Here is a 24,199-nt window from a genome sequence, read left to right as displayed (position 1 = left end):
GTCGGCGGCGGCCCGGGGCTAGCGCTCCGGGAAGCCGTGCGGCAGTCCGGTGAGCACAGGGTCGAGCCTGGCCAGGCGCTGCCTGCCGAGTTCCAGAGCGGCGGCGTCGCGTTCCCTGCGCAGGGCCACGACCCCGGCCAGGAAGAGCTCCGGCTCGATCTGCGGCAGGGGTGAGACGTAGACGGATGCCTCGCGCGCCAGCTCGCCGGCGAGGCGGGTGCGCGCGGCATCCGAGAGCCGGGGTGCCTGCTGCAGGAATTGTGCGATGCGACGCTGCAGCCGGTCAGGGAGGGTGGCGACGTCGGCGAGCTCCGCCCAGGCGAGCAACGGCTGGGGTACGCCGTAGACCGGCGCGGCGTAGTGGGGAACACGTTCCATCTGTGAGTGGGTGCCGGCGAGGATGTCGCCGAGGCGTTTGCCCTGCGCGTTCAACAGTGCCACCATCGCGGCCAGCCCGCCGAGCGTCATGTAGATCTCGATCACACCGAGCAGTGCGCGCACGAAGGCGTGGCGCATCGCGATGGCGCCGCCGTCGTCGCGCACGATCCGCGCGCCGATGGCCAGCTTGCCGAGGGAGCGCCCGCCGCTGGCCGTCTCCACGATGGTCGGGGCGATCACCAGCGCCGTCACGAGCCCGATGATCGACAGCGCGGTGGCCATGGACTGGTCCATGCCGTCGCCGGCCGCGGCCGCGACGATCCAGGCGAGCAGCGCAAAGCCTCCGAGGTAGACGACCGCGTCGATCATCGTCCCCGCCGCACGGATCAGCACGCTGGCCGGCCGCACGTCCAGGGCGACCGCCTCGCCGGTGAACACCGTGTCGGCGTCCGGATGCTGTTCGCTCAGCGCGCTCGGCTCGACCATGGTTAGTATTCAATCAGATGGATCTCGACGCCTACTCCGCAGCCCACCGTGAACGGTGGGAGCGTCTGGACGCCCTGGCGGCGCAGCGCAGGCTGAGCGGCGCGGAAGCCGACGAGCTCGTCGATCTCTACCAGGCGGGGGCGACGCAGCTCTCGCAGCTGAAGACAACGGCGGGGTCCACGCTGCAGGGCGATCGACTCTCCGTGAGCCTGTCACGGGCGCGGCTCCGATTCACCGGAACCGGCGACAACCTGCTCGCCCAGCTGCCCCGCTTTTTCGTCGTGCAGCTGCCGGCCGCCCTCTACCGCGTGCGGTGGCTGACGCTCGTCTACGCCCTGGCCACGGTGCTCATCGCGACGCTCTACGCGCTCTGGGCGCTCGGCGACCCGCAGGTGCTCGCGAACTTCGGCTCGAAGGAGCAGCTGGCCCAACTCGCCGACGAGGACTTCGTCGACTACTACTCCGCGAATCCGGCCGCGTCCTTCGCCGGTCAGGTGTGGACGAACAACGCCTGGATCGCCGCGCAGTGCATCGCCTTCGGCATCCTGGGCGTCTACGTTCCCGCGGTGATCTTCAGCAATGCGCAGAACCTCGGCGTGACGGCCGCCGTGATGTTCGCGCACGGGGAGGGTGACACGATGTTGCTCTACATCGCCCCGCACGGTCTGCTCGAACTCACCAGCGTCTTCGTCGCCGCGGCGGCAGGAACACGCATCTTCTGGTCCTGGATCGCGCCGGGAGCGCGCACCCGCGGTCAGGCGCTGGCGGCAGAGGCCCGCGCCATGTTCACCGTCGTGATCGGCCTGGCCATCGCCCTGTTCGTCTCCGGCATCATCGAGGGCTTCGTCACTCCGGCGCCGTGGCCGTGGCCGGTGAAGATCGGCATCGGGGCGCTCGCGCTGGCCGCGTTCCTCGTCTACATGCTCGTGCTCGGTGGCCGCGCCGCCCGGGCGGGCGAGACAGGCGACCTCGACGAGTTCGCGGCAGGGGCCAGGACGATCGCAGCCGCCTGAGTCGGCCCCGCCCTGGTGGGAAGAGCCGACTGTTGGTCAGCGTCTGCGTCAGGCGTTGGCGCTCACACGCTCCGCATCCGCGCTGAGCGCGACGGTGCGCTCGAAGAGGAGAGAGAACGTCGCACCGGCGATGATCGCACCGATGACGGGGGCCAGCAGGGTGACCCAGACCTGACCGAGGGCCTCCGGGCCGCCGAAGACCGCCGTCGCGAGAGAGCGGGCCGGGTTGAACGAGGCGTTCGACACGGGGATGGCGATCAGCGCGAGCAGGGTCAGGGTGAAACCGATCGCGAGAGGGGCGAAGCCGGCCGCGGCCCGCGAGCTCGTGACGCCCAGGATCACGTAGACGAAGATCGCGGTGGTGATGACCTCGATGAGGATCACAGAGAGCAGGCTGAACCCGCCGGGGGAGAGCACTCCGTAGCCGGTTGAGGCGCCCGTGAACTGAGCGGTCAGGTCGGGGTTCTCGCCGCCGGAGAGGATGACGAAGAGCAGCGCCGATGCGGCGATGCCACCGAGGAACTGCGCGACCAGATAGCCGAGCACATCGCCCCACCCGAAGCGGCGTGCGACGGCGAGGCCGAGCGTGACGGCGGGGTTGAAGTGGCCACCGGAGACCGGGCCGAGCGCGTACGCGCCGACCACGACGGTGAGGCCGAGCGCGAGGGCGACGCCGAGGAAGCCGACGTTGAGGTTGCCGTCGCCACCGTTGAAGCCCGCTGCGAAGAGCGCGGTGCCGATGACGCCGAAGACGAGGATGAACGTGCCGGCGAACTCTGCGGCGAGGCGTGCGCCGGTGCTCGGTGAACTCGATGATGTCATGTGGTGCGGCTCCCTAATCAAACGAACAGAACGATCAGGAGAGTAGCGGTGCCGCGCCGAACGGCGCGCACATCTGACGGTGTGTGACGGTTCAGAGCCGCCCGGCGGCCTTGAGGGCGATGTAACGGTCGGCGAGGGCGGGGGGCAGATCGGCCGGTGCGGCGGTGACGACCTCCGCACCCGACTGCCGTATCGCCGCGGAGACCCTGGCGACGTCGAGCAGCGCGCGTTCGGCCGCGGCCGCCCGGTAGATCTCGCTCCGACGTCCGCGCTCGGCCGTTGCGGCGAGAACGGCCGGATCGGTGACGGACGCGACGATGACCGTGTGCCGTTTGCTCAGCTGCGGCAGCACCGACAGCAGGCCGGATGCCGCGCCTGGCGCTTCGATCGCGGTGAGCAGCACCACCAATGCGTGCCTGCTGGTGACGCCGCGCACGAGCGAGGGAACGGCGTTCCAATCCATCTCGATGAGCTCCGGTTCGATCAGCGCCATCGAATCGACCATGCGACTGAGCAGCTCCGCACCGCTCGCACCCTGTACCCGGCCGCGCACGAGGCGGTCGTATGCGAGGAAGTCGACACGGTCCCCGGCGTGGGATGCGAGGGCCGCGAGCAGCAGTGCGCCCTCGAATGCGGTGTCGAGGCGGGGCTCGTCGGCCACCCGAGCGGCCGAGGTGCGCCCGCTGTCGAGCACGATCACGACGCGGCGGTCGCGTTCTGGCCGCCAGGTGCGCACCATCAGGTTCGGCGCCATCGTCGCCGCCGTCGCCGTGGCGTGCTGCACCCCTGCGCCCAGCAGCGGTCCGCTGCGGCGTGCCGTCGCGCGCCAGTCGATCGAGCGAACGTCGTCGCCGCGCACGTACTCGCGCAGGCTGTCGAACTCGGTGCCCTGGCCGCGCACCATCACGGCGGTGCGACCGTCGAGCTCGCGCAGCCGGGCCAGACGCGAGGGCAGGTGCTTGCGGGCGTTGAACGGAGGCAGAACGCGCACCCGGCCGGGCGCTCGGAGGGTGGCCTGGCGTGCGGCGAGTCCGAGCGGGCCCAGGGAGCGCACGGTGATCTGCTCCACCCGGCGTTCGCCACGGCGGAACGGGGTGAGCACGGTGCTGAGTGCGCGGCGTTCGCCGGGAGGAAGCGCGACGGCGGCCCGGTTGCTCGCCGGCCCGGCCGAGGGCTGCCAGGCGTCCCGCACGACTCCGCGGAGCGCGCCCTTCCCCGTGTTCGTCAGAAACAGCCGGGCGTCGACGCTCTCGCCGAGGCGCACCCGCGCGGGGATGACGCGCTCGGTGGCCAGTTGCCGCGGCGAGGCCGCGAGCAGCAGGTCAACGATCAGCAGTGCGAGTGCGAACAGCAGCCAGACCCCGAGCACCGTCGCCGCGGCGCCGAGCGATTCCCCGCCGAGCAGCACGATGGGCACCGCGCCGATGGCGAGGAGCAGCACGAATCTCGGCGTGATCGCCATCGCTAGATCGGAACCTGAACCTGCTGCACGATCGAGCGCAAGATCGCGTCGACCGAGACGCCCTCGAGCTCAGCCTCCGGGCGCAGCTGCACCCGGTGCCGCCAGACGGGCAGCAGCATCGCCTGCACGTGGTCGGGGGTGATCGAGTCGTAGCCGCTCAGCCAGGCCCACGCCTTGGCCGAGGCGAGAAGCGCGGTCGTTCCGCGCGGGCTCACGCCGAGCTTGACCGATGGGCTCGTGCGGGTGGCGCGGGCCAGATCGACGACGTAGGCGAGGACATCGGCGCTGACTCCGACGGATGCCGCGGATGCCTGCGCCGCGGCCAGCTGCTCGGCGTCCAGCACGGCGGTGACCCCGGCGCCGGCCAGATCGCGCGGATTGAAACCGGCCGCGTGTCGGCGCAGCACCTCGATCTCGGTGTCGCGCTCCGGCAGATCGAGCACGAGTTTGAGCAGGAAGCGGTCGAGCTGCGCCTCCGGCAGCGAGTAGGTGCCCTCGTACTCGACGGGGTTCTGTGTCGCGGCGACGATAAACGGTTCCGGCAGCGCCCGGGAGACGCCGTCGACGGAGACCTGACGCTCCTCCATCGCCTCGAGCAGCGCCGACTGCGTCTTCGGCGGGGTCCGGTTGATCTCGTCGGCGAGCAGGATGTTCGTGAAGACGGGGCCGGCGCGGAACTCGAAGTCGCCTGCCTTGACGTCGTACACGATCGAGCCCGTCACGTCGCCCGGCATCAGGTCCGGTGTGAACTGCACCCGGTGGGTCTGCAGGTTCAGCGCCGCGCTGAGGCTGCGCACGAGCAGCGTCTTGGCGACGCCGGGCACACCCTCCAACAGCACGTGGCCGCGGGCCAGGAGCGCGATGATGAGCCCGGTGACGGCGGCATCCTGACCGACGACGGCCTTGCCCACCTCCGTGCGCACCCTCGCCAGCGCCTGGCGCAGCTCGGTCGCCGAGGCCGCGTCGCTGGACTCTGGCATGCCTCGCAGCGGTGCGGCAACGTTGTCAAGACCGGTGTCTGTCATGGTTCCATTCTCTCGGTGCGGGAGTCGGTGGGGGTGGAGTGGCGGATGTCGGTGTGTCCGTCGCCCGGCCGGGTGGCCGCCTGCACGGCGCTCTCCAGATCGAGGAGTCGGTCAGAGAGGGCGAGCAGTTGGGCGTCGCTCTGCGGCTCCTCGTCGAGCAGCGTCGCCCGCACCCGGCGCGGGTCGGAGCGGGTGGCGGATGCCGCGGACGCCACGACCTCCTCGAGCGTTGCGGTGCGCGCCAGGCCGAGCGCCGTCGCGATGCGCCCGACGGTGGCGATGCGCAGCGCGTCGACGGCGCGCAGCCGCTCGGAGTTGCGCGCGTAGAGACGAGCCCGCCCGTCCATCGTCTCGCTGGCGCGCACGGTGACGGGCAGGTTCTCGACCACGAGGGGGCCGAAGCGGCGGCCGTACGCGAAGGCCGCCGCGATGCCGCAGAGCACGAGCAACACCATCACGGGTGTCACCCAGCCGGGCGTGAGCTCGGCCAGGCTCGGTGTTCCGGCCGCGACGTCGGCGAGTGTCGGCAGGTACCAGACCAGCGTCGGCCGTTCGCCGAGCAGGCCGAGGGCGAGCGCCGCGTTGCCCGCGGAGGTGATGGACCCGTTGGCGAAGATCGCGCGGTCGCTGACCAGGGTGATCGCGCCCTGAGCCCCGAGCCGGCCGTCGCGCTGCACGAGCACAGACGAGCCGCTGGCGGCGTCGCCGAAGCAGGCGGTGTAGGCCGCGGCATCCGCGGGAACGCTTAGCGTCTTCAGCGCAGCACCATCCGCCCCGGCCACGCTGCCCGCGCGCTCTGCGGCCCCGAGTCCGCAGCCGGCTCCGGCTGCGATGGGTTCCTCTGCGCCGACACCGCCGAACCCGATCTCCGGCGACAGCTCCTGCAGATAGGCGAAGCTCGGCTCGACGATCACCGCGTGCCTGGCATCGCCCAGGCGCGCGATCTGCCCGTCGCCGAGGATGTCGTCCGGGTCGGAGACGAAGAGCGTCACAGCGTCGGCGGCACTCAGATCGATCGCGGCGTCGAGGCTGTCGGCGATGACGACGTCGACGCCCTGGGCGCGGAGCACCTCGGCCAGCGCCATGCCGCCGGGCGGCGCGGGATTCTCGGCGCCGAGGGGTGGGCCGCCGACGGCCGATGCGTTGCTCAACGCCATGGCGATCAGCGCGACGAGGAGCGCGCCGACGCCGGCGATCACCCAGAACGCGGCCCGCTTGCCGGCGGAGCGCAGGGTCGGCGTGATCGCTGGGGCCGGCTGCGGGGCCCGAGCGCCCTGGGCGGTCTGGACGCTCATGAGCGAGTCCCCTCGCCGGATCCGGCGACGGTGTGCAGCTCCGCGGGCTCGGGCAGCGCCGGCCTGGCCTGGCGCACCCGGTCATCGAGCGCGCGCACCGCACGGTAGTCGGCCTCGCTGCCCCGGTGCTCCAGGTAGCGCACCTCGTCGAATGCGTCGGCGGCCCGACGGAGGGGGTCGCTCTCGGCCGGCAACGCCCTGGCGGCGGCACGGGCGAAGTCGGTCGCCGTCGTCCCCGGGTTCACGGCGACGACGGTGCGCTCGGCCAGCCCGGCCGCCAAGGCGCGGAACTGTTCGGCGATCGCGAGTGACCAGTCGGCGGATGCCGCTGCGGCGCTCGCGGCGGCACGCATCTGCTCCGCGGTGCGCGCGTCGCGCTCGCCGAAGAGCAGCGGTGCCTGCTTCCTCCGGCGGTTCAGGCGCGGCACCCCCCAGATCAGCAGCGCCGCGACGAGGATGCCGACGACGATGACGGTCGCGACGAGGGGCAGCCAGCCGCCCCCCGCGCCGTCCGCACCGGAGAACAGCGAGGCCAGCCAGTCGAAGAAGGCCTTCGAGGCCAGATCGAACCAGCTCGGTTCGGCGGCCCGGTACGGCGGCTTGGCCAGCTCCTCGCGCAACAGCCGCCGTGCTTCTTCGGCATCCGGGTCGAGGGGGATCGCCGCGACGACGGCCCAGAGGCCGCCCGTCATGCGGCGGCGGTGCCGCGGGGCAGCAGGTAGGGGTCCTGAGCGTCGGAGTCGCCCAGCTCGCGGGCCTCGACGAAGCGCATCAGCTCGAGGTCGAGACCCTCCTTGCGCATGCGCAGATCGATGTAGATGAGTGCGACCGTCGCCGACTGGGCGACGATGGCGATGGAGCCGATGATGAGCGTGACGAGCATGAGCAACAGATAGGAGGCGATCGCGGGCCCGACGGTGCCGAGCACGTTGTTCGGATCGATGAACGTCGCCGCGAAGCCGTAGATCAACGACACCGGCAGCGTCACGATCTGGCTCACCGCGTTCACGATGAAGGCGACGAGGAACTGCACGCCGAAGGTCTTCCAGAAGTAGCCGCCGGTGAGCGACCACGACCGAGCGATCGCGGCGGCGACCCCCTGCTTCTCCAACACGATCAGGCAGGGAACGAGCGAGGTTTTCACGGTCAGCCAGACGAAGAGCACGATGAGACCGAGCCCGAGCAGGATGCCGACGCCGATCGTCGCGCCGAGCCATGCCTGCCCCTGCACGGCGAGCACGGCCACGATGCCGACCGCGGCGGCGATGCCGACCGCGTATCCGAGGATCAGCAGGCCCATCCAGCCGAGCAGCGGCCACAGGCGGCGGAGGGCCGCCTTCCACAGCGTGAACAGGCGGAGCTTCTCGCCCAGGGTCGACCTGGCGACCTCCAGCACGATCACGCCCTGCAGCAGTGCGGACGCCAGAACGGTGAACACCACCGGAATGAGCGCGGCCAGGATGATGGCGGCGATGCTGCCGGCCGTCACCGCCTCGCGTTCGGCCGCGCTCGCACTCTCAATACGGTCGAGCGCGATGAAGGTTGCAGGGCCGAGCACGAGCAGCGAGATGAGCACGGAGAGCGACTGCACGATCAGCGCGCTGCCGAATGTGGCCTTGGGGTTCCTGCGCAGCACCTGGAAGGGTGCGCCGAGCAGGGTTCCGAAGCTGAGCGGGCGCAGGGGGATGAGCCCGGGCTTGGGCGGGGGCGTCCATGCCGGCTGCTGGCCGAACGGAATCTGCCCAGACGGTGCCTGCCCGTATGGGGCCTGTCCGTACGGCGCTTGGCCATAGGGCGCCTGCCCGTACGGGGCCTGCCCATAGGGCGCCTGGCCATACGGGGCTTGGCCGTATGGTGCCTGGCCCTGGGGGGCCTGGCCATGCGGGGGCTGAGCGGGTGCCGGCGCCGGCGCTGGCTCGGCCGGTCGCGCCCCCGATGGCGACTGCCAGCTCTGCTCGTCGGTCATTCACCCATGCTGCCACATCGGGCTCCCGCCTTGGCCCGTGGCCACGCGGCGAATCGCGCCGAAGAGCGCACGACTCGACTACTGTTGTCCCAAAGTATGCCGCCGCGTGCTCTGATGCGCGCGGCCCCAGCGGGAACGGAATCATGAGCGCACGGATTTTGGTCGTCGATGACGACACCGCACTCGCGGAGATGATCGGCATTGTGTTGCGTAGCGAGGGCTTCGAGCCGAGCTTCTGCGCGGATGGCGCGCTCGCGCTCGACGCCTTCCGGCAGTACAAGCCGGATCTGGTGCTGCTCGACCTCATGCTGCCCGGCCGCGACGGCATCGAGGTGTGCACGCAGATCCGGGCAGAGTCCGGCACGCCCGTCATCATGCTCACCGCGAAGTCCGACACGACGGATGTCGTCAAGGGGCTCGAATCGGGGGCGGATGACTACATCGTCAAGCCGTTCAACCCGAAGGAGCTCGTCGCCCGGATCCGCACCAGGCTGCGACCGAGCACCGCGGCATCCGAGTCGCTGCACGTCGGCGACCTCGTCGTCGATGCCGCCGGCCACGAGGTCAGGCGGGGCGATCAGCGCATCAACCTGACACCGCTCGAATTCGACCTGTTGCTGGCGCTGGCGTCCAAGCCGCAGCAGGTGTTCACGCGCGAGATGCTGCTCGAGCAGGTCTGGGGCTACCACTACAAGGCCGACACGCGCCTCGTGAACGTGCACGTGCAGCGGCTGCGGGCGAAGGTGGAGCACGACCCGGACAATCCCCGCATCGTGATGACAGTGCGCGGAGTCGGCTACCGGGCCGGCGCCGTCAGCTGAGCCATGGCCGTCCGCGCCGGCGCTCGCCGTTTCGAGTGGCGTTCGTGGCGCAGCTGGCCGCAACAGCTCGGGCGGCTGTGGCGCCAGTCGCTGCAGTTCCGCACCGTTCTCATCTCGCTCGGGCTCTCGAGCGTTGCGATCCTGCTCACCGGCATCTACCTGTCCACGAGCGTGAGCAACAATCTGTTCCAGGCCAGGCTCGAACAGGTCCTCGGCGATTCGGCGCGTGCGGTCGCATCGGCCCAGCAGCTCGTCGACGCCTCGGACGCCACCGACCGCGCCGCCGTGCTCGGCGTGATGAACAGCGCGCGTAACGCGATGAGCACCGGTGCGGCCAGCCGTCAGGTCGCCGGCTTCCGGGTGCCCGGCCAGGAGCCGAGCGCCGTCGCACCGTTGGACTTCGTGCCGTCATCGCTGCGCTCCGGTGTGATCACGCCGGAGCTGCGGGAGAACGTCAGGGAGAATCCGGACGAGCAGTTCTGGCAGTCGGTCAGCCTGCAGACGCCGGAGGGCGGGACGGTTCCCGGCATCGTCGTCGGATCCCAGCTCGTGTTGCCGACGGCGGGGCGCTACGAGATCTACATCGCATACAGCCTGGCCGACGCCGAGCAGACCCTCGGGTTCGTGCAGCAGACGGCCGGGATCGCTGCGATCGCGTTGCTGCTGCTCATCGGCGCCGTCACCTGGGTCGTCGTGCGCCTCGTCGTCAACCCGATCCGGGTGGCGGCAGAGACGAGTGAACGCCTCGCGGACGGCGAGCTCGAGGTGCGCATCCCGGAGAAGGGTGAAGACGTCATCGCGACGCTCGCGCGCTCCTTCAACGGCATGGCGGACAGCCTGCAGGCCCAGATCCGCAAGCTCGCCGATCTCAGCGAGGTGCAGCAGCGCTTCGTCTCGGACGTCTCGCACGAGTTGCGCACCCCACTCACCACGATCCGGTTGGCCGGCGACGTGCTCTACGACCAGCGCGGCACCTTCCCGCCCGCGACGGAGCGCACGGCCGAGCTGCTGCACACCCAGGTCGAACGATTCGAGCTGCTGCTCGCCGATCTGCTCGAGATCAGCCGCTACGACGCCGGCTCCGTCGGTCTCGACCTCGAGGCGACGAGCCTCGTGCACATCGCGGAGGAGACGATCGAGACGATGAGCGGCCTGGCCGAGCAGAACGGAACAGAGGTGCGCCTCGTCGCCCCCGGCGGGCACCTGCCCGCCGAGCTCGACCCGCGCCGCATCCGCCGCATCGTGAGCAATCTGCTCGGCAACGCGATCGAGCACAGCGAGGGCAAGCCGATCATCGTCTCCGTCGACAGCACGTCCACCGCGGTCGCCCTGACCGTGCGCGACTACGGCGTCGGAATGAAGGAGCACGAGGCCGCGCTCGTCTTCGACCGCTTCTGGCGCGCGGACCCGTCGCGCAAGCGCACGATCGGTGGCACCGGCCTCGGGCTCCCGATCTCACTCGAGGACGCCCTGCTGCACGGTGGCACGATCGATGTCTGGTCGACGCCCAGGGCCGGCTCGGCGTTCCGGCTGACGTTGCCGCGCGTGCACGGGCGGCCGATGGGTGAATCCCCGCTGCCGCTGCCGCCGGAGGATGCCGGCGCCGCCCGCCCGGCCGAGCCTCAGGCCCGGCCGGTTGATGACACCCAGGAGGCCGCAGATGTCTAGACGCCAACGCACCGGCCTGACCGCGCGCATCCGTGCCGCGCGCATTCTGGCCATGGCGACCCTCGGCGCCCTGATTCTCAGCGGCTGTGCCGGCATCCCGAGCTCCGGGCCCGTGCATGCCGGGCAGGCGGTGGAGAGCGAGGCCAGCCCTGAATTCGACTTCCTCGCCCGCAGCCCGCAACCGGGCGCGACGCAGGAGGAGATCCTGCTCGGCTTCGTCGAAGCGGCCGCCAGTCCGCAGGATCGCTACGCGGTCGCCAAGGAGTTCCTCACCCCCGAGTTCAGCACCGAGTGGGATCCCGATGCCAGCGCGCTCATCGACAGCGGAATCCAGCGCAGCCCGCAGACCCTGAACGCGGACGCCATGACCTTGACGGTGTCGGCGCTGGCGGATGTCGGCGTCAGCGGTGAGTACATGCAGCGGGATTCTCCGACGACCCAGGTGCTCGGCTATGAGTTCGCCCAGATCGACGGGGAGTGGCGCATCAGCAGGGCCCCGCAGGGGATCCTCGTCGACCAGCCGACCTTCTCGCTCGTCTTCGGGAGCTACCCGCTCTACTTCTTCGACCCGACCTTCAGCTACCTCGTTCCCGATCTGCGCTGGTTCCCCCGGCGCACCTCGACGCCGACCGTGATCGTCAATGCTCTGCTGAGCGGGCCGAGCGAGTGGCTGGACGGCGCCGTCCGTTCCGCCTTCCCGGAGGGGACGGCCCTGACGACGGCATCGGTGCGCGTCGTCACCCGCAGCGCCATCGTCGACCTCAGCCCGAGTGTGCTGCAGACGGAGGCGATCTCGCTCCAGCGCATGCAGCTGCAGCTGCGGGAGAGCCTGCAGGGCGTCTCCTCGATCACCGGCGTCACGATCACGGTCGATCAGATCGAGCAGCAGATCTCCGACACCCTCGCCCCCGTCATCCAAGACCCGCACGTCGACCCGCGTGCGCTGATCCTGCGCGACGGCGAGTTCGGGCATCTGGCGGCGAGCGGGGACACGATCACCCCGATCGACCTCTCGGAGCAGATCGTGGCGCTGAAGCCGAGCGCGGTCAGCGTCGGGATCCCGCAAGGCTCCGGCAACACCGCCGCCGTCCGCAGCGAGCTCGGAGTCAGCGTCGTGCGCACCGGCAGCGAGCCGCGGCTGCTCGATGATCGGCCGGGGCTGGTCGCGCCCGTCGTCGACGTCTTCGGCTACGTCTGGTCGGTTCCGCGGAACGCCCCGGGGGCGCTCCTCGCCTTCGCCCCCGACGGCACGAGCACGCCTGTTGCCACGAGCTGGCCGGACGCGACGAGCATCACCTCCCTCGCGCTCTCGCGAGACGGCACGAGGCTCATCGCCCTCTACGAGGCGGGAGGAGCGACGCGGCTGGTCGCGACCGGGATCCTCAGGCAGGAGGGAGAGGGGCGCAATGTGCCAGAGCGGCTCGGCGTCCCGTTGGAGCTCGCCGTTCCTGCCGCCGCCCCCTTGGCGACGGCATGGGTCAACGAGCTCACCGTCGCGACCCTGACCGAGGGACCGGCGGAGGAGACGATCATCACGACGCAGCAGCTCGGCGGCCCGAGCAGCGAGATCGAGGGGGCACCCGACGCACTCACCCTGAGCGGGGGCAACACGAGCCGCGAGCTGCGGCTGCTGAGCGGGGCGGGAGAGCTCATGCAGCGCCGAGGCCTGTCGTGGCAGCCGCGCATCGACGGCGTGAGCGTGCTCGGCATCTCGATCGGCCTCTGACACCGGCGGTGCTGTTGTGTCTGTCCTCCACAGGGCGGGGGAGGGCGTCCGTTCTACACAGGCGGCGGCCTCGGATGCCGGCGGCTGCCGATTGCGGCGCAGGCTGGAGCCATGGACGTCTCCGGCTCGGCCGTGCGGGCCGCGCTCCCCGGTGCGCTCTCCCACTCGATCCCCGACGCGCTCTCCGACGCGCTCGCCGTGTGGGCGCCGAGCGACTGCGTCGGCTGCGGCCGTCATGACCGCGGGCTCTGCCGTGAGTGCGCAGCCGCGTTCGCGGCGGAGACCCCGCACAGCACCGTGCGGCTGGGCGAGACGGTCTGGTGCGGCCTCGACTACGCCGGAGCGGCCAGGCGGGCACTGCTCGCATTCAAGGACGCGGGCCGCACCGAGGCAGCCGGCGCGCTGAGCGTTCCGCTCCGTGGGGCGATCAGCGCCGCACTCAGGGCGGCGCTCGCCGCGGATGCCGGTGCCGCCGGGATCCGCATCGTCACGATTCCCTCCGACCCCGCTGCCGCGATGCACCGCGGCTTCCACCCCGTCAACACCCTCCTCGCCGCAGCCGGGCTGCGCAGCACGGCGCTTCTCAGCCACGGTTCGGCCCATCTCGACCAGGCCGGCCTCGGCCGCGAGGCGCGGGCGCTCAACATGGCCGGCACCCTGCGCGTGCGGGGCGGCGCCGGCTCCGTGGCCGGGCTGCGGGTGCTCGTCGTCGACGACATCCTGACCACCGGGTCGACGATCGCGGAGGCCGCACGGGCGCTCAGGAGCGCGGGAGCGGAGGTCTGCGGATGCGCCGTTGTGGCCGATACCAGACTGCGCGCGGACGCCCACGCATGGTCACAGGAAGTTCGGATGAATAGCCGATGACTTTCCATCGGACAACGGCTACGGTTGGCTCAAAGGCGAGAAAGGTCCGCCCTGTAGATGCCGGGCGGCACGCCTATCTGGGAGGTCGTCATGGAAACAAACATCGTCGGACGCAACCTGGGAATCACTGATCGCTTCCGTGAATACGCCACGGACAAGGCCGAGAAAGTAGCGGCTCTCGCCGACAAGGCACAGGCGCTGGAGATCAAGGTCAGCCGCCACAGCCAGGTCACCGGCACCGTGCGGAGCGACCGCGTTGAGCTCACGTTGATCGGCAAAGGGCCTCTGGTACGAGCCGAAGCCGAGGGCTCAGACAAGTACGCCGCGTTCGATGTCGCGCTCGGCCGCCTGCTCGAACGGGTGCGCAGAGCCAAGGACCGACGCAAGGTGCACCGCGGAAACCATCGCCCGACCTCCCTGCGTGAGGCGAGCACGGGAGGCTTCGAAGCCGTGCACATGACGCCGGCCGATGCCGAGGTCTTGGAGCAGGTGCGCACCGGATCCATCCCCGTCGTGAGCGAGGAGAACAGCGAAGAACTCGACGACGTGTACACCCCCGTCGTGATCCGCCGCAAGCTCTTCGCATCGATCCCGATGACGATCGACGACGCCCTGTACAACATGGAACTGGTCGGGCACGACTTCTACCTCTTCCACGACATCGAGACCGACCGTCCGAGCGTCGTGTACCGCCGCAAGGGCTGGGACTACGGCGTGATCGGCCTCGGCGACTCAGAGCGCGAGGCGATCTCGGCGTAACGCCGGCCGGAGTGCCCGGGCCCCACATCAGTCGCTGATGTGGGGCCCGGTGCCGTCTCGGGCCGGGCGGGGACGCAGACGCTCCGCTCTCAGCGAACCCGGTGTCGGTATTCACAGTGCGCATCCCGATACGCTTGCTATCGTGGCCGAGTGGAGTCGGCCGCGCGCTGACGCGCCCCGTTGCACATGCCACGGCGGCACGACCCCGAGCCCTCAGACAACTGGAGACAATCCGTGGCCTCAATTCTCGAAAAAGTCCTGCGCGTTGGCGAGGGGCGCACACTCAAGCGCCTCGAAAACTACGCCAAGGCGATCAACGCGCTTGAAGACGACTTCACGCACCTCAGCGACGAGGAGCTCAAGCACGAGACCGTCGAGCTGCGCGAGCGCTACTCGAACGGCGAATCGCTCGACGATCTGCTGCCCGAGGCCTTCGCCGCCGTGCGTGAGGCCAGCCGCCGCACCCTGGGCCTGCGCCACTTCGACGTGCAGCTGATGGGTGGAGCCGCTCTCCACCTCGGCAACATCTCCGAGATGAAGACCGGTGAGGGCAAGACCCTCGTGGCCACGACGGCCGCCTACCTGAACGCCATCACCAGCCGCGGCGTGCACATCATCACGGTCAACGACTTCCTCGCCAGCTACCAGTCAGAGCTCATGGGCCGCGTGTTCCGTGCGCTCGGCATGACGACCGGCTGCATCGTCTCCGGTCAGACCCCCGAGGTGCGCCGCGAGCAGTACGCCTCCGACATCACCTACGGCACGAACAACGAGTTCGGTTTCGACTACCTGCGCGACAACATGGCCTGGCAGACGAGCGACATGGTGCAGCGCGGTCACTACTTCGCCATCGTCGACGAGGTCGACTCGATCCTCATCGACGAGGCGCGCACCCCGCTGATCATCTCGGGCCCGGCATCCGGTGAGGCCAACCGTTGGTTCACCGAGTTCGCGCAGCTGGCCAAGCGCCTCACCCCCGGCACCGACTTCGAGGTCGATGAGAAGAAGCGCACCGTCGGTGTGTTGGAGCCCGGTATCGAGAAGGTCGAGGACTACCTCGGCATCGACAACCTCTACGAGTCGGCGAACACCCCGTTGATCTCCTTCCTGAACAACGCCATCAAGGCCAACGCCCTGTTCAAGCGCGACAAGGACTACGTCGTGATGAACGGCGAGGTGCTCATCGTCGACGAGCACACCGGCCGCATCCTGATGGGACGCCGCTACAACGAGGGCATCCACCAGGCGATCGAGGCCAAGGAGGGTGTCGCGGTCAAGGCCGAGAACCAGACCCTGGCGACCGTCACCCTGCAGAACTACTTCCGCCTGTACTCCAAGCTCTCCGGCATGACCGGAACCGCCGAGACCGAGGCGGCCGAGTTCATGTCGACCTACAAGCTCGGCGTGGTGACGATCCCGACCAACAAGCCGATGAAGCGCATCGACCAGCCCGACCTCGTCTACAAGAACGAGGAGGCCAAGTTCGGCCAGGTCGTCGAGGACATCGTCGAGCGCAACAAGGCCGGTCAGCCTGTGCTCGTCGGAACCACCTCCGTCGAGAAGAGCGAGTACCTCTCCCGGCTGTTGGCGAAGAAGGGCATCCGCCACGAGGTCCTGAACGCGAAGAACCACGCCCGTGAGGCCGCCATCGTCGCGCAGGCCGGCCGTCTCGGCTCGGTCACCGTCGCCACCAACATGGCCGGCCGCGGCACCGACGTCATGCTCGGCGGCAACGCCGAGTTCCTCGCCGTCGCCGAGCTGAACGCCAAGGGCCTCAGCCCGGTCGACACTCCGGAGGAGTACGAGACCGCATGGGATGACGTCTTCGAGAAGGTCAAGGCCACGGTCAACGAGGAGGCCGCCAAGGTCGTCGAGGCCGGTGGCCTCTACGTGCTCGGCACCGAACGGCACGAGTCGCGCCGCATCGACAACCAGCTGCGCGGTCGTTCCGGCCGTCAGGGCGACCCGGGCGAGAGCCGTTTCTACCTCTCGCTGACCGATGACCTGATGCGCCTGTTCAACGCCGGTGCCGCCGAGGCGCTGATGGGGCGCACCGGTGTCCCGGACGACATGGCGATCGAGTCCAAGGTCGTCAGCCGCGCCATCCGCAGCGCCCAGTCGCAGGTCGAGGCCCGCAACGCCGAGATCCGTAAGAACGTGCTCAAGTACGATGACGTGCTCAACCGTCAGCGTGAGGCGATCTACAGCGACCGCCGCCACATCCTCGAGGGCGACGACCTGCACGAGCGCACTCAGGCGTTCCTGGAGAGCGTGATCGACGACGTGCTCGCGCAGCACACCAGCGAGGGAGCGGGTGACGACTGGGACTTCGATGCGCTGTGGACCGAGCTGAAGACGCTCTACCCCGTCGGCATCACCATCGACGAGGTCGTTGCCGAGGCCGGCAACAAGGGCAAGATCAACCCGGACTTCATGCGCCGCGAGATCCTCTCCGACGCCAAGCTCGCCTACCAGAAGCGTGAGGAGTCCCTCGGCGCTCCCGCGATGCGCGAGCTCGAGCGTCGCGTCGTGCTCTCGGTGATCGACCGCCGCTGGCGCGAGCACCTGTACGAGATGGACTACCTCAAGGACGGCATCGGCCTGCGCGCCATGGCGCAGCGCGACCCGCTGGTCGAGTACCAGCGCGAGGGCTACACCATGTTCCAGCAGATGATGGGGCAGATCCGCGAGGAGACCGTCGGCTTCCTCTTCAACCTCGAGGTCGAGGTGACGCAGGCACCCGGCGAGATCGGCGCACCGCGCGTCGCCGCGAAGGGGCTCGCCCGCTCCGAGGCGCCGACCGACAAGCTGAGCTACATCGCGCCGAGCGACTCCGGCGACGTCGAGGTGCGCAACCAGCGCGGTCAGATCCAGCAGGCCGCGACGGACCGCGCCCGCCGCCAGGTTGCGGCCAGCCAGGTCGAGCCGGAGGACGCCGCCGAGGGTGCGGAGCCTCAGGCCGGCCGTGGAGCGTTCGGACAGAACACCGGCGGTGCCGCTCCCGTCAACCGCGCGGAGCGTCGCGCGCAGGGCAAGAAGTAACCCACAGCAGTCCATGAGGATGCCCCCGCACTGAGCGGGGGCATCCTCTTTCTGTCGGCAGCACCAATCTTTGGGTTGATGCGCGGTGGGAGGCGGCCGGGGCACGATGGAAACCTTGGTGTCGATCGAGCCCAGGAGAAAGTTGTCATCATGAAGAGGTTGTTCTACGCCGCGTTCGCGTCGATGCTGCTCGGAGTCGCCTCCGGGCTGTTCTATCGCGAATTCACCAAGGCCAACGACTTCGTCGGAGACACCCAGCTCGCGCTCGTGCACACGCACCTGCTCGCACTCGGCATGACGGTGTTCCTCATCCTCCTGGCGCTCGAGAAGCTTTTCGCGGTCGCGCAGAGCCCGCTCTTCGGCTGGTTCTTCTGGGTGTACTGCGCCGGGCTGCTGCTGACCACGGGCGCAATGGTCGCCCACGGATCGCTCACCGTTCTGGGGGAGCAGAGCACCGCCGCCATCGCAGGAATCGCCGGCATGGGGCACATCCTGCTGCTGGTCGGCCTCGTCCTCTACTTCGTCGCACTCCGCCCGAAGGTTCTGGCAGCCGCGAGAACTCCCGCACTCTGAGTCGGCCTGTCGCGGCCGCCGTCACAGGATGCTGAGCGCGCTGGCTCGCCAGCGGTGGTCGAGCCCCTCCAATCGGATGGCCACCGCGCGGCTCCTCGCCCTGCCGTGCACGATCACGACGGCCTCGACGATGCCGTCACACGGCTCTGTCATGACCACCCGCGCGATCGTGACCACCGGCCGGGCGGCGGGCATCCGTTTGACGGCCCGTGCCCGCGCGGCGATGCCGGCGCGCGTCTTCAGCGCCGTGTAGACCTCGTCGGTGACCCAGCGGCCGATCTGCTCGAGGTCGCGGATGCCGCCCAGGATCTCCAGCACGCAGCGCGTGAGGTTGATCAGCAGTGGCTCAGGGTCGGGCAACTCCCCTCGAGCGCTCCGTTGCCTGGTGAAGACGTCGTCGTCCGGGTCGACGGCGACCAGCGCACTCGCGCGCGCATCGGGTACCGCCGCCGTGCCTGCATGCTCGGGTTCTGACATGACATCTCCGCTTCGGGGGCGCGAGGGCACGTCGCCACACCAGGATGAAATTTGTGCCCCGTTCAGGGGGTACTGCCTGTCGCACATGAAAGCACCCCGCGTCCTCGTCTGTCTAGAGCCAGATCGCTCTGTGGATAACTTTCCTGCGCCCCGGCCGGAGGCACTAACGTGTGGACATGCGCTGGGAGAGCCTGTTCGACGACCTCGAGAGTCAGCTCGAGCACGAGCTCGGCGCGGAGGAGGCCCAGCTCGCAGCCGAGGAGGAACGACTGCGGCTCGGCCGGCTCTCGCTGCGCGCACGGCTGAGCGCTCTCGCCGCCGGGCCAGAGGGCGCTCCGGGATTCGGCTCCGGCGACTCTGCCGGCGTTCTGCGGATCGAGCTGCGCAGCGGCGCGCTCGTGAGCGTGCGAGCGCTCACCTTCGGCAAGGACTGGTTCGCCGGCGAACTCGTCGCAGCAGGCGTGCGCCGACCGCAGTGCGTCATTCCCTTCGCGGCGATCAGCGGCGTGCTGCTTGACCGTGGCGGCGTCGAACGGAGCCTGCGCGAGCAGCCGGGCGCATCGGCTCGCCTGGCCGAACGGATCGGACTCGCCTTCGTGCTGCGCGATCTCTGCCGGCGACGGGCCGCGGTCGAGCTTGACTGCGGTGGGAACCTGTCCGGCGCCGCGCGTGTGTTGCACGGCACCATCGACAGGGTCGGGCGCGACCACTGTGATCTCGCCATGCACGACGTCGGTGTTCCGCGGCGGAGCGCGCTCGTGACGGGCTACCGGATCGTGCCGTTCGATCAGCTCATGATGCTCCGCCTCACGGTCTGACGCGCGGTCAGTCCCTGGGGCGCTTCGGCGGGGACGGCTGGCCGCTCCGCACGATCGTGCCGCCGGAGAGTTCGGGAATGTTGGCGAACTCCGCCTGATTCCAGAGCCCCATGCGACGAGTCTCCTCGTACTTCGCCTCGATGTAGGCCTCGAGCACGATCCGTTCGACGCGCCACATGCTCGCGCCGCCACTCGTGTCGGCCGTGCGCCCGACCCTGATCGCCGGCAGCTCGCCGGAGCGCACGAGGGCCAGCACATCGTCGACACTCACCGAGAGAATCTCGGCGGTGTCGCCGAGGGTCAAGAAGCGACCGAGTGCATCTTCGGGGGCGGCAGCGGACATAGTTCGATTATGGCCTCGCGCACGGGCTGCGGTGCCGGGGGATCGCGGCTGTGGATAACTTTTTCGGGCGTCGACGATCTTTGCGATCATGGGAACCCACGGCGACGGAACACGAGGGAAGGCGCCACTCATGGGGCAGGAGACAGCCGGAGCACGCGCTGCGAAGCGGCCGTTGTGGTTCGACCCGCGCTTCTTCGTCGGTGTTGTGCTGGTGCTCGGGTCGATCATCGGTGTCACCGCCGTCATCGCGAGCGTCGACGACACTGCCCAGATGTACGTCGCCCGCACCACCCTGCCGGCGGGGACCACGATCACCGCCGCCGACCTGGAGCCCACCGCTGTTCGGCTCGGCACCGCCGAGCAGCGCTACCTGGACGTTGCAGAGCTGCCAGACGACGGGCTCGTGCTCAACAGGGCTGTCTCCGCCGGTGAATTGATCCCACTCACCGCGGTCAGCGACGCGGCAGAGCTCGGCTGGACGGGGGTCGTCGTCGCCCTCTCCGGCGATATCGCGGCGTCCGTGACGCCAGGGGCACCCGTCGATCTCTGGGCGGCGCAACAGCTCGAGCACGGCCGCTACGGGCCGCCGGGTGTCATCGTCTCCTCGGCCGAGGTGGTCAGGGTGCTCGACGACGGAGGTCTCCTCGGCGCGGCAGGGCGATCGGTCGAACTGCGCCTGCCGACCTCCTCTGTCGCAGCCGTGCTGCAGGCGGTCGCGAACGCGGACGCGCTCTCGCTCGTACCGGCCAGCCTCGGCGCCGAGCTCGGCGCGGGCTAGCCGTGGTCACCCTCGTCCTCGGCCTCGACGCCAGGGCTGAAGACCGCCTCTTGGCCGACATGATCGAGCACGGCCACAGCGTCGCGGCCAGGCTCGGCTCAGCGCGTGAGATCATCGTGGCCCTCGACGAGCAGCGGCCGGACGCGGTTCTCGTCTCCGCGACCCGGATGACGCTGGGACCGGAGCTGCTCGCGGCCTGCGACCGGCGCGGCATCCGACTGGTCGCCCTGGCCGCCGATGCCACGGAGCGCCGGCACGCCGCCGTGCTCGGCCTGCACGAGGTCGTCGCGGCCGACGCGGCCTGGCCGGAGATCGAGGGGATGCTGAGCGCGGGAATCCCGTTGCCGCTGCGGACGGCCGACGAGCAGCCGGCGCGCGGGCGCGGAACCGTGATCGCCGTCTGGGGGCCGGGTGGGGCGCCGGGGCGCACCACCATCGCCGTGAATATCGCGGCCGAGATCGCGGCCAGCGGCCACTCCGTCGTGCTGGCGGATGCCGACAGCTACGGCGGCAGCATCGCGCCGCTGCTCGGCATGCTCGACGAGGCACCCGGATTCGCCGCGGCATGCAGACTGGGCGGCACCGGCAGCCTGAACGCGGCCGAACTGGAGCGGATCGCGCAGCGCTACGACTCACCCAATGGCTCATTCTCTGTGCTGACCGGGATCGGTCGTGCCGCACGCTGGCCGGAACTCGGCGCCGACAAGGTGAGTGCCAGCATCGAGGCGTGCCGGGACTGGCGCGAGTATGTCGTCGTCGACGTCGGCTTCTGCCTCGAGGACGACGAGGAGATCTCCAGTGATCTGTTCGCCCCGAGGCGGAACGCCGCGACTCTCGCCGTGCTCGCGGCCGCCGATCGGGTCGTCGCGGTCGGTCTGGCCGATCCGCTGGGGCTGTCGCGCTTCCTGCGCGGCTTCTCCGCGCTCGGTGAGGCGGCGCCGAGCGCGCAGATCACGGTGCTGCTGAACCGGGTGCGGGCCAGCGCGATCGGGCTCGACCCGCAGGCGCAGCTGCGCCACACGCTGCGCCGCTTCGGCGGGATCGAGGACGCCACGCTCGTGCCGCACGACCTGAACGCCGTCGACACGGCCGTCCTCGACGGCCGGACGCTGCGTGACGCCGCTCCGCGCTCCCCGGTGCGCACGGCGCTGGCAGCGCTCGTGCAGGAGAGCTTCGTTCCGGCGGCCGCTGTGCGGAGCCGCCCGTCGTGGCGGCCGCGTGCGCGGCGGGGCGGCGCCGCGGCGATGTCGAGCGCACAGTGAAGGTACGCTGGATGCCGTGTCGACGCTCAGTGATCTCGTACTTGCCCAGGGCCGCAGCAGCCAGGTTGATGTTGACTGGCTGCACATGTTGGTGGCCGACGGTCAGCTCATAGCCGACCTTGCCTTCGCCGACATTGTGCTGTGGGTACCGACGGAGACCGGCAGTTTCGTCGCCGTCGCCCACGCCAGGCCGTCCAGCGCCGCGACGTTGTTCTACCGCGACTTCGTCGGCCAGGAGATCAAGGCCGAATGGCGCAAGCAGGTGACAGAGGCCTTCGAGACGGCGAAGATCGTCGACAACACCGCGCCGGATTGGTACGAGGAGACCCCGACGCGGGTGAAGGCCATCCCCGTGATGCGCCGCCTCTCGGCATCCGGCTCGGCCGTCGCGCCGGACCCCGTCGCCGTGATGACCAGGCACACCAACCTCAGCGAGGCCCGCACCCCGAGCCGCCAGGAACTGACATTCAACGACTGCGCCAGCGAACTCTTCGCGATGATCGCGACGGGGGACTTCCCCGACCTCGGCGCACCGACCGGGCCGAGGCGTGGAGCGCCCCGCGCGTCCGACGGCCTGATCCGTCTCGACGTCGACGGGATCACGACCTTCGCCAGCCCGAATGCGCTCTCGGCGTTCAACCGCATGGGCTTCGTCGATGAGCTCGAGGGCGAGTCGCTCGCCGAGGTCACAACCAAGCTGCTCCCCGGCAAGCTCGTCGTCGACGAGTCGCTGCCCCTCGTCGTCACCGGGCGGGCACCCTGGCGCACCGACATCGAGGCGCGCGGCGTGACCGTCGGCCTCCGGGCGATCCCGATCCGCAACCGCGGGGAGCGCATCGGCGCGATCGTGCTCTGCCGCGACGTGACGGAGCTGCGTCACCAGGAACGCGAGCTGATCACCAAGGACGCCACGATCCGCGAGATCCACCACCGGGTGAAGAACAATCTGCAGACGGTGGCGTCGCTGCTGCGCATCCAGGCCCGTCGTGGTCGCTCAGAGGAGGCCAGGGAGGCGCTGGCGCAGGCCATGCGCCGGGTCGCGGCGATCGCCGTCGTACACGACACCCTCTCGGAGGGGCTCAGTCAGAACGTCGACTTCGACGCCGTCTTCGACCGTGTGCTGCTGCTCGTCGCCGAGGTCGCGTCCGCGCACAACACCACCGTCCACCCCAAGTCGAGCGGCACCTTCGGCGTGCTGCCGAGTGAGTACGCGACCCCACTGGCTCTCGCGCTGACCGAGCTCGTGACGAACGCCGTCGAGCACGGCCTGGCGGGCCGCGAGGGAGAGGTTGAGATCATCGCGGAGCGGGATGACGAGACGCTCACCGTGCGCGTGCGCGACACCGGCTCCGGGCTCCCGGAGGGCAAGGTCGGTTCCGGCCTCGGCACCCAGATCGTGCGCACGCTGATCCAGGGAGAGCTGGGCGGAACCATCGACTGGCACACCGTTCTCGGCAGTGGCACAGAGGTGACGATCGAGATCCCGTTGCGCTGGCTCGACAAACGTCAGCACTAGGCCGCCGGCCGGGGAGTACCGCAACGCACCGACATCGGTGACGGTTTCCGAGATTTCCTAGGTGGGGGCTGCCGCCTTGCGTGACGCTACGCGTCACGCAGAAGCGCCGCACGAGTTCTCGTGCGGCGCTTCTGCGTTGATGTGTTGCGTTGTTGCGTGTGTTGCGTGCGCTCTAGGAGGCGCGGCGTGCGCGTGCGGCGCGGCGCTTGAGTGCGCGGCGCTCGTCTTCGCTCAGGCCACCCCAGACGCCGGAATCCTGACCGGTCTCGAGCGCGTACTGCAGGCAGATCTCGGTCACATTGCATCGACCGCAGACCGTCTTGGCCTTCTCGATCTGGTCGACGGCCGGTCCGGTGTTCCCAACAGGGAAGAACAGCTCGGGGTCGGCTGTGAGGCAGGCAGCTTTATCGCGCCAATCCATGGGGGTGCTCCTTTATTGCGGGGGGAATTTCGCAGAGCCGATTGGCTGACATGCGAGGAACGGTCAGGTTGCAGGAAGTAGGATCTGACATGATCAGCTCACGTCCCTGTGAGCGTCAACTTGACCTCAAATATGCTCCCATAGTGGGCGTGTCAAATCAATAGTTTTGTATGGGATTCCCCTGTGAGTAACGAGCTGTCTACCCCTGAAAACCGGGGAATGTACCCCCCATTCCGACGTCGCCCGTCACGCGGGATGGTGCTGCTGTTCGCGCTGCTGTTCGCCGAGGCGGCTCTCATGCTCGTCGCCGTGATGTGGCTCGTTTTCGAGCTCATCACCGAGCAGCCGGCCTCCTTCGTCAGCGCCGTCGCGATCCTCGTGCTCACGATCGTCGCGTTCGTCTTCGTGACCGCCGTCGCAATCGGCGCCGTGCAGAGGCGCTCCTGGATCCGGGGCGGCGCGATCAGCTGGCAGCTGATGCAGATCGCGATCGCCGTCGGCTGCTTCCAGGGCATCTACGCGCGGCCGGAACTCGGCTGGGCCCTGCTGGCCCCGTCGCTCATCGTCATCGCGCTGCTGCTCGCGCCCGGCATCCGCAACCAGTTCGCCCACGACGAGGGCTGAGACGCCCGCTGGGGCGGCGCTCGTCGTCAGACGGTGGTCGTCAGGCGCTGGTCGTCA

Annotated in this window: 23 protein-coding genes; 13 read left to right on the top strand and 10 right to left on the bottom strand. The window is 69.6% G+C overall.

All coding sequences use genetic code 11. The features are described from left to right. Positions 1–18: 18 nt before the first annotated feature. A complete protein-coding gene (locus ASC66_RS02405; protein ID WP_055834158.1) occupies positions 19–864 on the bottom strand; it encodes an RDD family protein in 846 nt (281 codons plus the stop codon). A 17-nt stretch (positions 865–881) separates the two neighbouring features. On the opposite strand from ASC66_RS02405, the gene ASC66_RS02400 reads away from it, so the two are divergent. Further along, positions 882–1,877 (top strand): stage II sporulation protein M, encoded by a 996-nt coding sequence (locus tag ASC66_RS02400; protein ID WP_055834155.1) that lies wholly within the window; start codon positions 882–884, stop codon positions 1,875–1,877. A 48-nt stretch (positions 1,878–1,925) separates the two neighbouring features. Here ASC66_RS02400 and ASC66_RS02395 read toward each other — a convergent pair whose 3' ends face one another. From ASC66_RS02395 to ASC66_RS02370, 6 genes are all read right to left on the bottom strand, one after another. Continuing rightward, positions 1,926–2,699 (bottom strand): aquaporin, encoded by a 774-nt coding sequence (locus ASC66_RS02395; protein ID WP_055834152.1) that lies wholly within the window; start codon positions 2,697–2,699, stop codon positions 1,926–1,928. 91 nt (positions 2,700–2,790) lie between these two features. Further along, on the bottom strand, positions 2,791–4,161 hold the full coding sequence (locus ASC66_RS02390; RefSeq protein ID WP_055834149.1) for a DUF58 domain-containing protein: 1,371 nt from the start codon (positions 4,159–4,161) through the stop codon (positions 2,791–2,793). A 2-nt stretch (positions 4,162–4,163) separates the two neighbouring features. Then, on the bottom strand, positions 4,164–5,141 hold the full coding sequence (locus tag ASC66_RS02385) for an AAA family ATPase (RefSeq protein WP_055836181.1): 978 nt from the start codon (positions 5,139–5,141) through the stop codon (positions 4,164–4,166). 41 nt (positions 5,142–5,182) lie between these two features. Then, positions 5,183–6,481 carry a DUF4350 domain-containing protein gene (locus ASC66_RS02380; protein ID WP_055834146.1) on the bottom strand — a complete coding sequence of 433 codons (1,299 nt, stop codon included), beginning with the start codon at positions 6,479–6,481 and terminating at the stop codon, positions 5,183–5,185. Next, a complete protein-coding gene (locus tag ASC66_RS02375) occupies positions 6,478–7,173 on the bottom strand; it encodes a DUF4129 domain-containing protein (protein WP_055834143.1) in 696 nt (231 codons plus the stop codon). The genes ASC66_RS02380 and ASC66_RS02375 overlap by 4 nt, the downstream gene beginning before the upstream one ends. Then, entirely contained in the window at positions 7,170–8,447 is a 1,278-nt protein-coding gene (locus ASC66_RS02370; protein ID WP_055834140.1) for a DUF7847 domain-containing protein, read from the bottom strand. Before ASC66_RS02370 ends, ASC66_RS02375 begins: the two co-directional genes overlap by 4 nt. A gap of 143 nt (positions 8,448–8,590) precedes the next feature. Here ASC66_RS02370 and mtrA point away from each other — a divergent pair, with 143 nt between their 5' ends. The 7 genes from mtrA (at position 8,591) to ASC66_RS02335 (ending at position 17,903) form a co-directional block, all read left to right on the top strand. Beyond that, complete coding sequence (mtrA, locus tag ASC66_RS02365) at positions 8,591–9,268, top strand: MtrAB system response regulator MtrA (protein WP_055834137.1); 678 nt, start codon at positions 8,591–8,593, stop codon at positions 9,266–9,268. Positions 9,269–9,271: 3 nt separating this feature from the next. Then, complete coding sequence (gene mtrB, locus ASC66_RS02360) at positions 9,272–10,936, top strand: MtrAB system histidine kinase MtrB (RefSeq protein WP_055834135.1); 1,665 nt, start codon at positions 9,272–9,274, stop codon at positions 10,934–10,936. Continuing rightward, entirely contained in the window at positions 10,929–12,662 is a 1,734-nt protein-coding gene (locus ASC66_RS02355) for an LpqB family beta-propeller domain-containing protein (RefSeq protein WP_055834132.1), read from the top strand. Before mtrB ends, ASC66_RS02355 begins: the two co-directional genes overlap by 8 nt. Before the next feature lie 111 nt (positions 12,663–12,773). Beyond that, positions 12,774–13,529: a ComF family protein gene (locus tag ASC66_RS02350; protein WP_055834130.1), complete on the top strand. Its 756-nt coding sequence runs from the start codon at positions 12,774–12,776 to the stop codon at positions 13,527–13,529. A 90-nt stretch (positions 13,530–13,619) separates the two neighbouring features. Next, entirely contained in the window at positions 13,620–14,288 is a 669-nt protein-coding gene (hpf, locus tag ASC66_RS02345; RefSeq protein WP_055836178.1) for a ribosome hibernation-promoting factor, HPF/YfiA family, read from the top strand. 234 nt (positions 14,289–14,522) lie between these two features. Next, the gene (gene secA, locus ASC66_RS02340; protein WP_055834127.1) at positions 14,523–17,330 is read left to right on the top strand and encodes a preprotein translocase subunit SecA; all 2,808 of its coding nucleotides are present in this window, start codon (positions 14,523–14,525) and stop codon (positions 17,328–17,330) included. Between the two features lie 150 nt (positions 17,331–17,480). Next, positions 17,481–17,903, top strand: a complete 423-nt coding sequence (locus ASC66_RS02335; RefSeq protein ID WP_055834126.1) for a DUF2871 domain-containing protein — start codon at positions 17,481–17,483, stop codon at positions 17,901–17,903. A 21-nt stretch (positions 17,904–17,924) separates the two neighbouring features. Here the strand turns inward: ASC66_RS02335 and ASC66_RS02330 are convergent, their stop codons facing one another. Then, a complete protein-coding gene (locus ASC66_RS02330; RefSeq protein WP_055834123.1) occupies positions 17,925–18,380 on the bottom strand; it encodes an Rv3235 family protein in 456 nt (151 codons plus the stop codon). A gap of 176 nt (positions 18,381–18,556) precedes the next feature. Here ASC66_RS02330 and ASC66_RS02325 point away from each other — a divergent pair, with 176 nt between their 5' ends. Continuing rightward, positions 18,557–19,198, top strand: a complete 642-nt coding sequence (locus ASC66_RS02325) for a hypothetical protein (RefSeq protein WP_055836175.1) — start codon at positions 18,557–18,559, stop codon at positions 19,196–19,198. Positions 19,199–19,205: 7 nt separating this feature from the next. Here the strand turns inward: ASC66_RS02325 and ASC66_RS02320 are convergent, their stop codons facing one another. After that, complete coding sequence (locus ASC66_RS02320; RefSeq protein WP_055834120.1) at positions 19,206–19,541, bottom strand: helix-turn-helix domain-containing protein; 336 nt, start codon at positions 19,539–19,541, stop codon at positions 19,206–19,208. 130 nt (positions 19,542–19,671) lie between these two features. Here ASC66_RS02320 and ASC66_RS02315 point away from each other — a divergent pair, with 130 nt between their 5' ends. Genes ASC66_RS02315 through ASC66_RS02305 form a run of 3 tightly spaced genes read left to right on the top strand, consistent with a single transcriptional unit; the run spans position 19,672 to position 23,097 of the window. Next, entirely contained in the window at positions 19,672–20,319 is a 648-nt protein-coding gene (locus tag ASC66_RS02315; RefSeq protein ID WP_055834117.1) for an SAF domain-containing protein, read from the top strand. Positions 20,320–20,321: 2 nt separating this feature from the next. Continuing rightward, positions 20,322–21,581: a CpaE/TadZ family protein gene (locus ASC66_RS02310; protein WP_055834114.1), complete on the top strand. Its 1,260-nt coding sequence runs from the start codon at positions 20,322–20,324 to the stop codon at positions 21,579–21,581. Between the two features lie 16 nt (positions 21,582–21,597). Beyond that, positions 21,598–23,097 carry a sensor histidine kinase gene (locus ASC66_RS02305; protein WP_055834111.1) on the top strand — a complete coding sequence of 500 codons (1,500 nt, stop codon included), beginning with the start codon at positions 21,598–21,600 and terminating at the stop codon, positions 23,095–23,097. Between the two features lie 172 nt (positions 23,098–23,269). Here ASC66_RS02305 and ASC66_RS02300 read toward each other — a convergent pair whose 3' ends face one another. After that, a complete protein-coding gene (locus ASC66_RS02300; RefSeq protein WP_047407066.1) occupies positions 23,270–23,518 on the bottom strand; it encodes a WhiB family transcriptional regulator in 249 nt (82 codons plus the stop codon). A gap of 219 nt (positions 23,519–23,737) precedes the next feature. On the opposite strand from ASC66_RS02300, the gene ASC66_RS02295 reads away from it, so the two are divergent. Further along, positions 23,738–24,142 carry a hypothetical protein gene (locus ASC66_RS02295; protein ID WP_157509605.1) on the top strand — a complete coding sequence of 135 codons (405 nt, stop codon included), beginning with the start codon at positions 23,738–23,740 and terminating at the stop codon, positions 24,140–24,142. Positions 24,143–24,199: the final 57 nt, after the last annotated feature.

Source organism: Leifsonia sp. Root4, from assembly GCF_001425085.1.
Taxonomy (GTDB): Bacteria; Actinomycetota; Actinomycetes; order Actinomycetales; family Microbacteriaceae; genus Microterricola.
This window is presented reverse-complemented; position numbering and strand designations above follow the sequence as displayed.

Excerpts from the sequence above, each read along its gene's own strand:
- ASC66_RS02405 (WP_055834158.1), bottom strand. The coding sequence starts at position 864 with ATGGTCGAGCCGAGCGCGCTGAGCGAACAGCATCCGGACGCCGACACG.
- ASC66_RS02400 (WP_055834155.1), top strand. The coding sequence starts at position 882 with ATGGATCTCGACGCCTACTCCGCAGCCCACCGTGAACGGTGGGAGCGT.
- ASC66_RS02395 (WP_055834152.1), bottom strand. The coding sequence starts at position 2,699 with ATGACATCATCGAGTTCACCGAGCACCGGCGCACGCCTCGCCGCAGAG.
- ASC66_RS02390 (WP_055834149.1), bottom strand. The coding sequence starts at position 4,161 with ATGGCGATCACGCCGAGATTCGTGCTGCTCCTCGCCATCGGCGCGGTG.
- ASC66_RS02385 (WP_055836181.1), bottom strand. The coding sequence starts at position 5,141 with ATGCCAGAGTCCAGCGACGCGGCCTCGGCGACCGAGCTGCGCCAGGCG.
- ASC66_RS02380 (WP_055834146.1), bottom strand. The coding sequence starts at position 6,481 with ATGAGCGTCCAGACCGCCCAGGGCGCTCGGGCCCCGCAGCCGGCCCCA.
- ASC66_RS02375 (WP_055834143.1), bottom strand. The coding sequence starts at position 7,173 with ATGACGGGCGGCCTCTGGGCCGTCGTCGCGGCGATCCCCCTCGACCCG.
- ASC66_RS02370 (WP_055834140.1), bottom strand. The coding sequence starts at position 8,447 with ATGACCGACGAGCAGAGCTGGCAGTCGCCATCGGGGGCGCGACCGGCC.
- mtrA (WP_055834137.1), top strand. The coding sequence starts at position 8,591 with ATGAGCGCACGGATTTTGGTCGTCGATGACGACACCGCACTCGCGGAG.
- mtrB (WP_055834135.1), top strand. The coding sequence starts at position 9,272 with ATGGCCGTCCGCGCCGGCGCTCGCCGTTTCGAGTGGCGTTCGTGGCGC.
- ASC66_RS02355 (WP_055834132.1), top strand. The coding sequence starts at position 10,929 with ATGTCTAGACGCCAACGCACCGGCCTGACCGCGCGCATCCGTGCCGCG.
- ASC66_RS02350 (WP_055834130.1), top strand. The coding sequence starts at position 12,774 with ATGGACGTCTCCGGCTCGGCCGTGCGGGCCGCGCTCCCCGGTGCGCTC.
- hpf (WP_055836178.1), top strand. The coding sequence starts at position 13,620 with ATGGAAACAAACATCGTCGGACGCAACCTGGGAATCACTGATCGCTTC.
- ASC66_RS02335 (WP_055834126.1), top strand. The coding sequence starts at position 17,481 with ATGAAGAGGTTGTTCTACGCCGCGTTCGCGTCGATGCTGCTCGGAGTC.
- ASC66_RS02330 (WP_055834123.1), bottom strand. The coding sequence starts at position 18,380 with ATGTCAGAACCCGAGCATGCAGGCACGGCGGCGGTACCCGATGCGCGC.
- ASC66_RS02325 (WP_055836175.1), top strand. The coding sequence starts at position 18,557 with ATGCGCTGGGAGAGCCTGTTCGACGACCTCGAGAGTCAGCTCGAGCAC.
- ASC66_RS02320 (WP_055834120.1), bottom strand. The coding sequence starts at position 19,541 with ATGTCCGCTGCCGCCCCCGAAGATGCACTCGGTCGCTTCTTGACCCTC.
- ASC66_RS02315 (WP_055834117.1), top strand. The coding sequence starts at position 19,672 with ATGGGGCAGGAGACAGCCGGAGCACGCGCTGCGAAGCGGCCGTTGTGG.
- ASC66_RS02300 (WP_047407066.1), bottom strand. The coding sequence starts at position 23,518 with ATGGATTGGCGCGATAAAGCTGCCTGCCTCACAGCCGACCCCGAGCTG.
- ASC66_RS02295 (WP_157509605.1), top strand. The coding sequence starts at position 23,738 with ATGTACCCCCCATTCCGACGTCGCCCGTCACGCGGGATGGTGCTGCTG.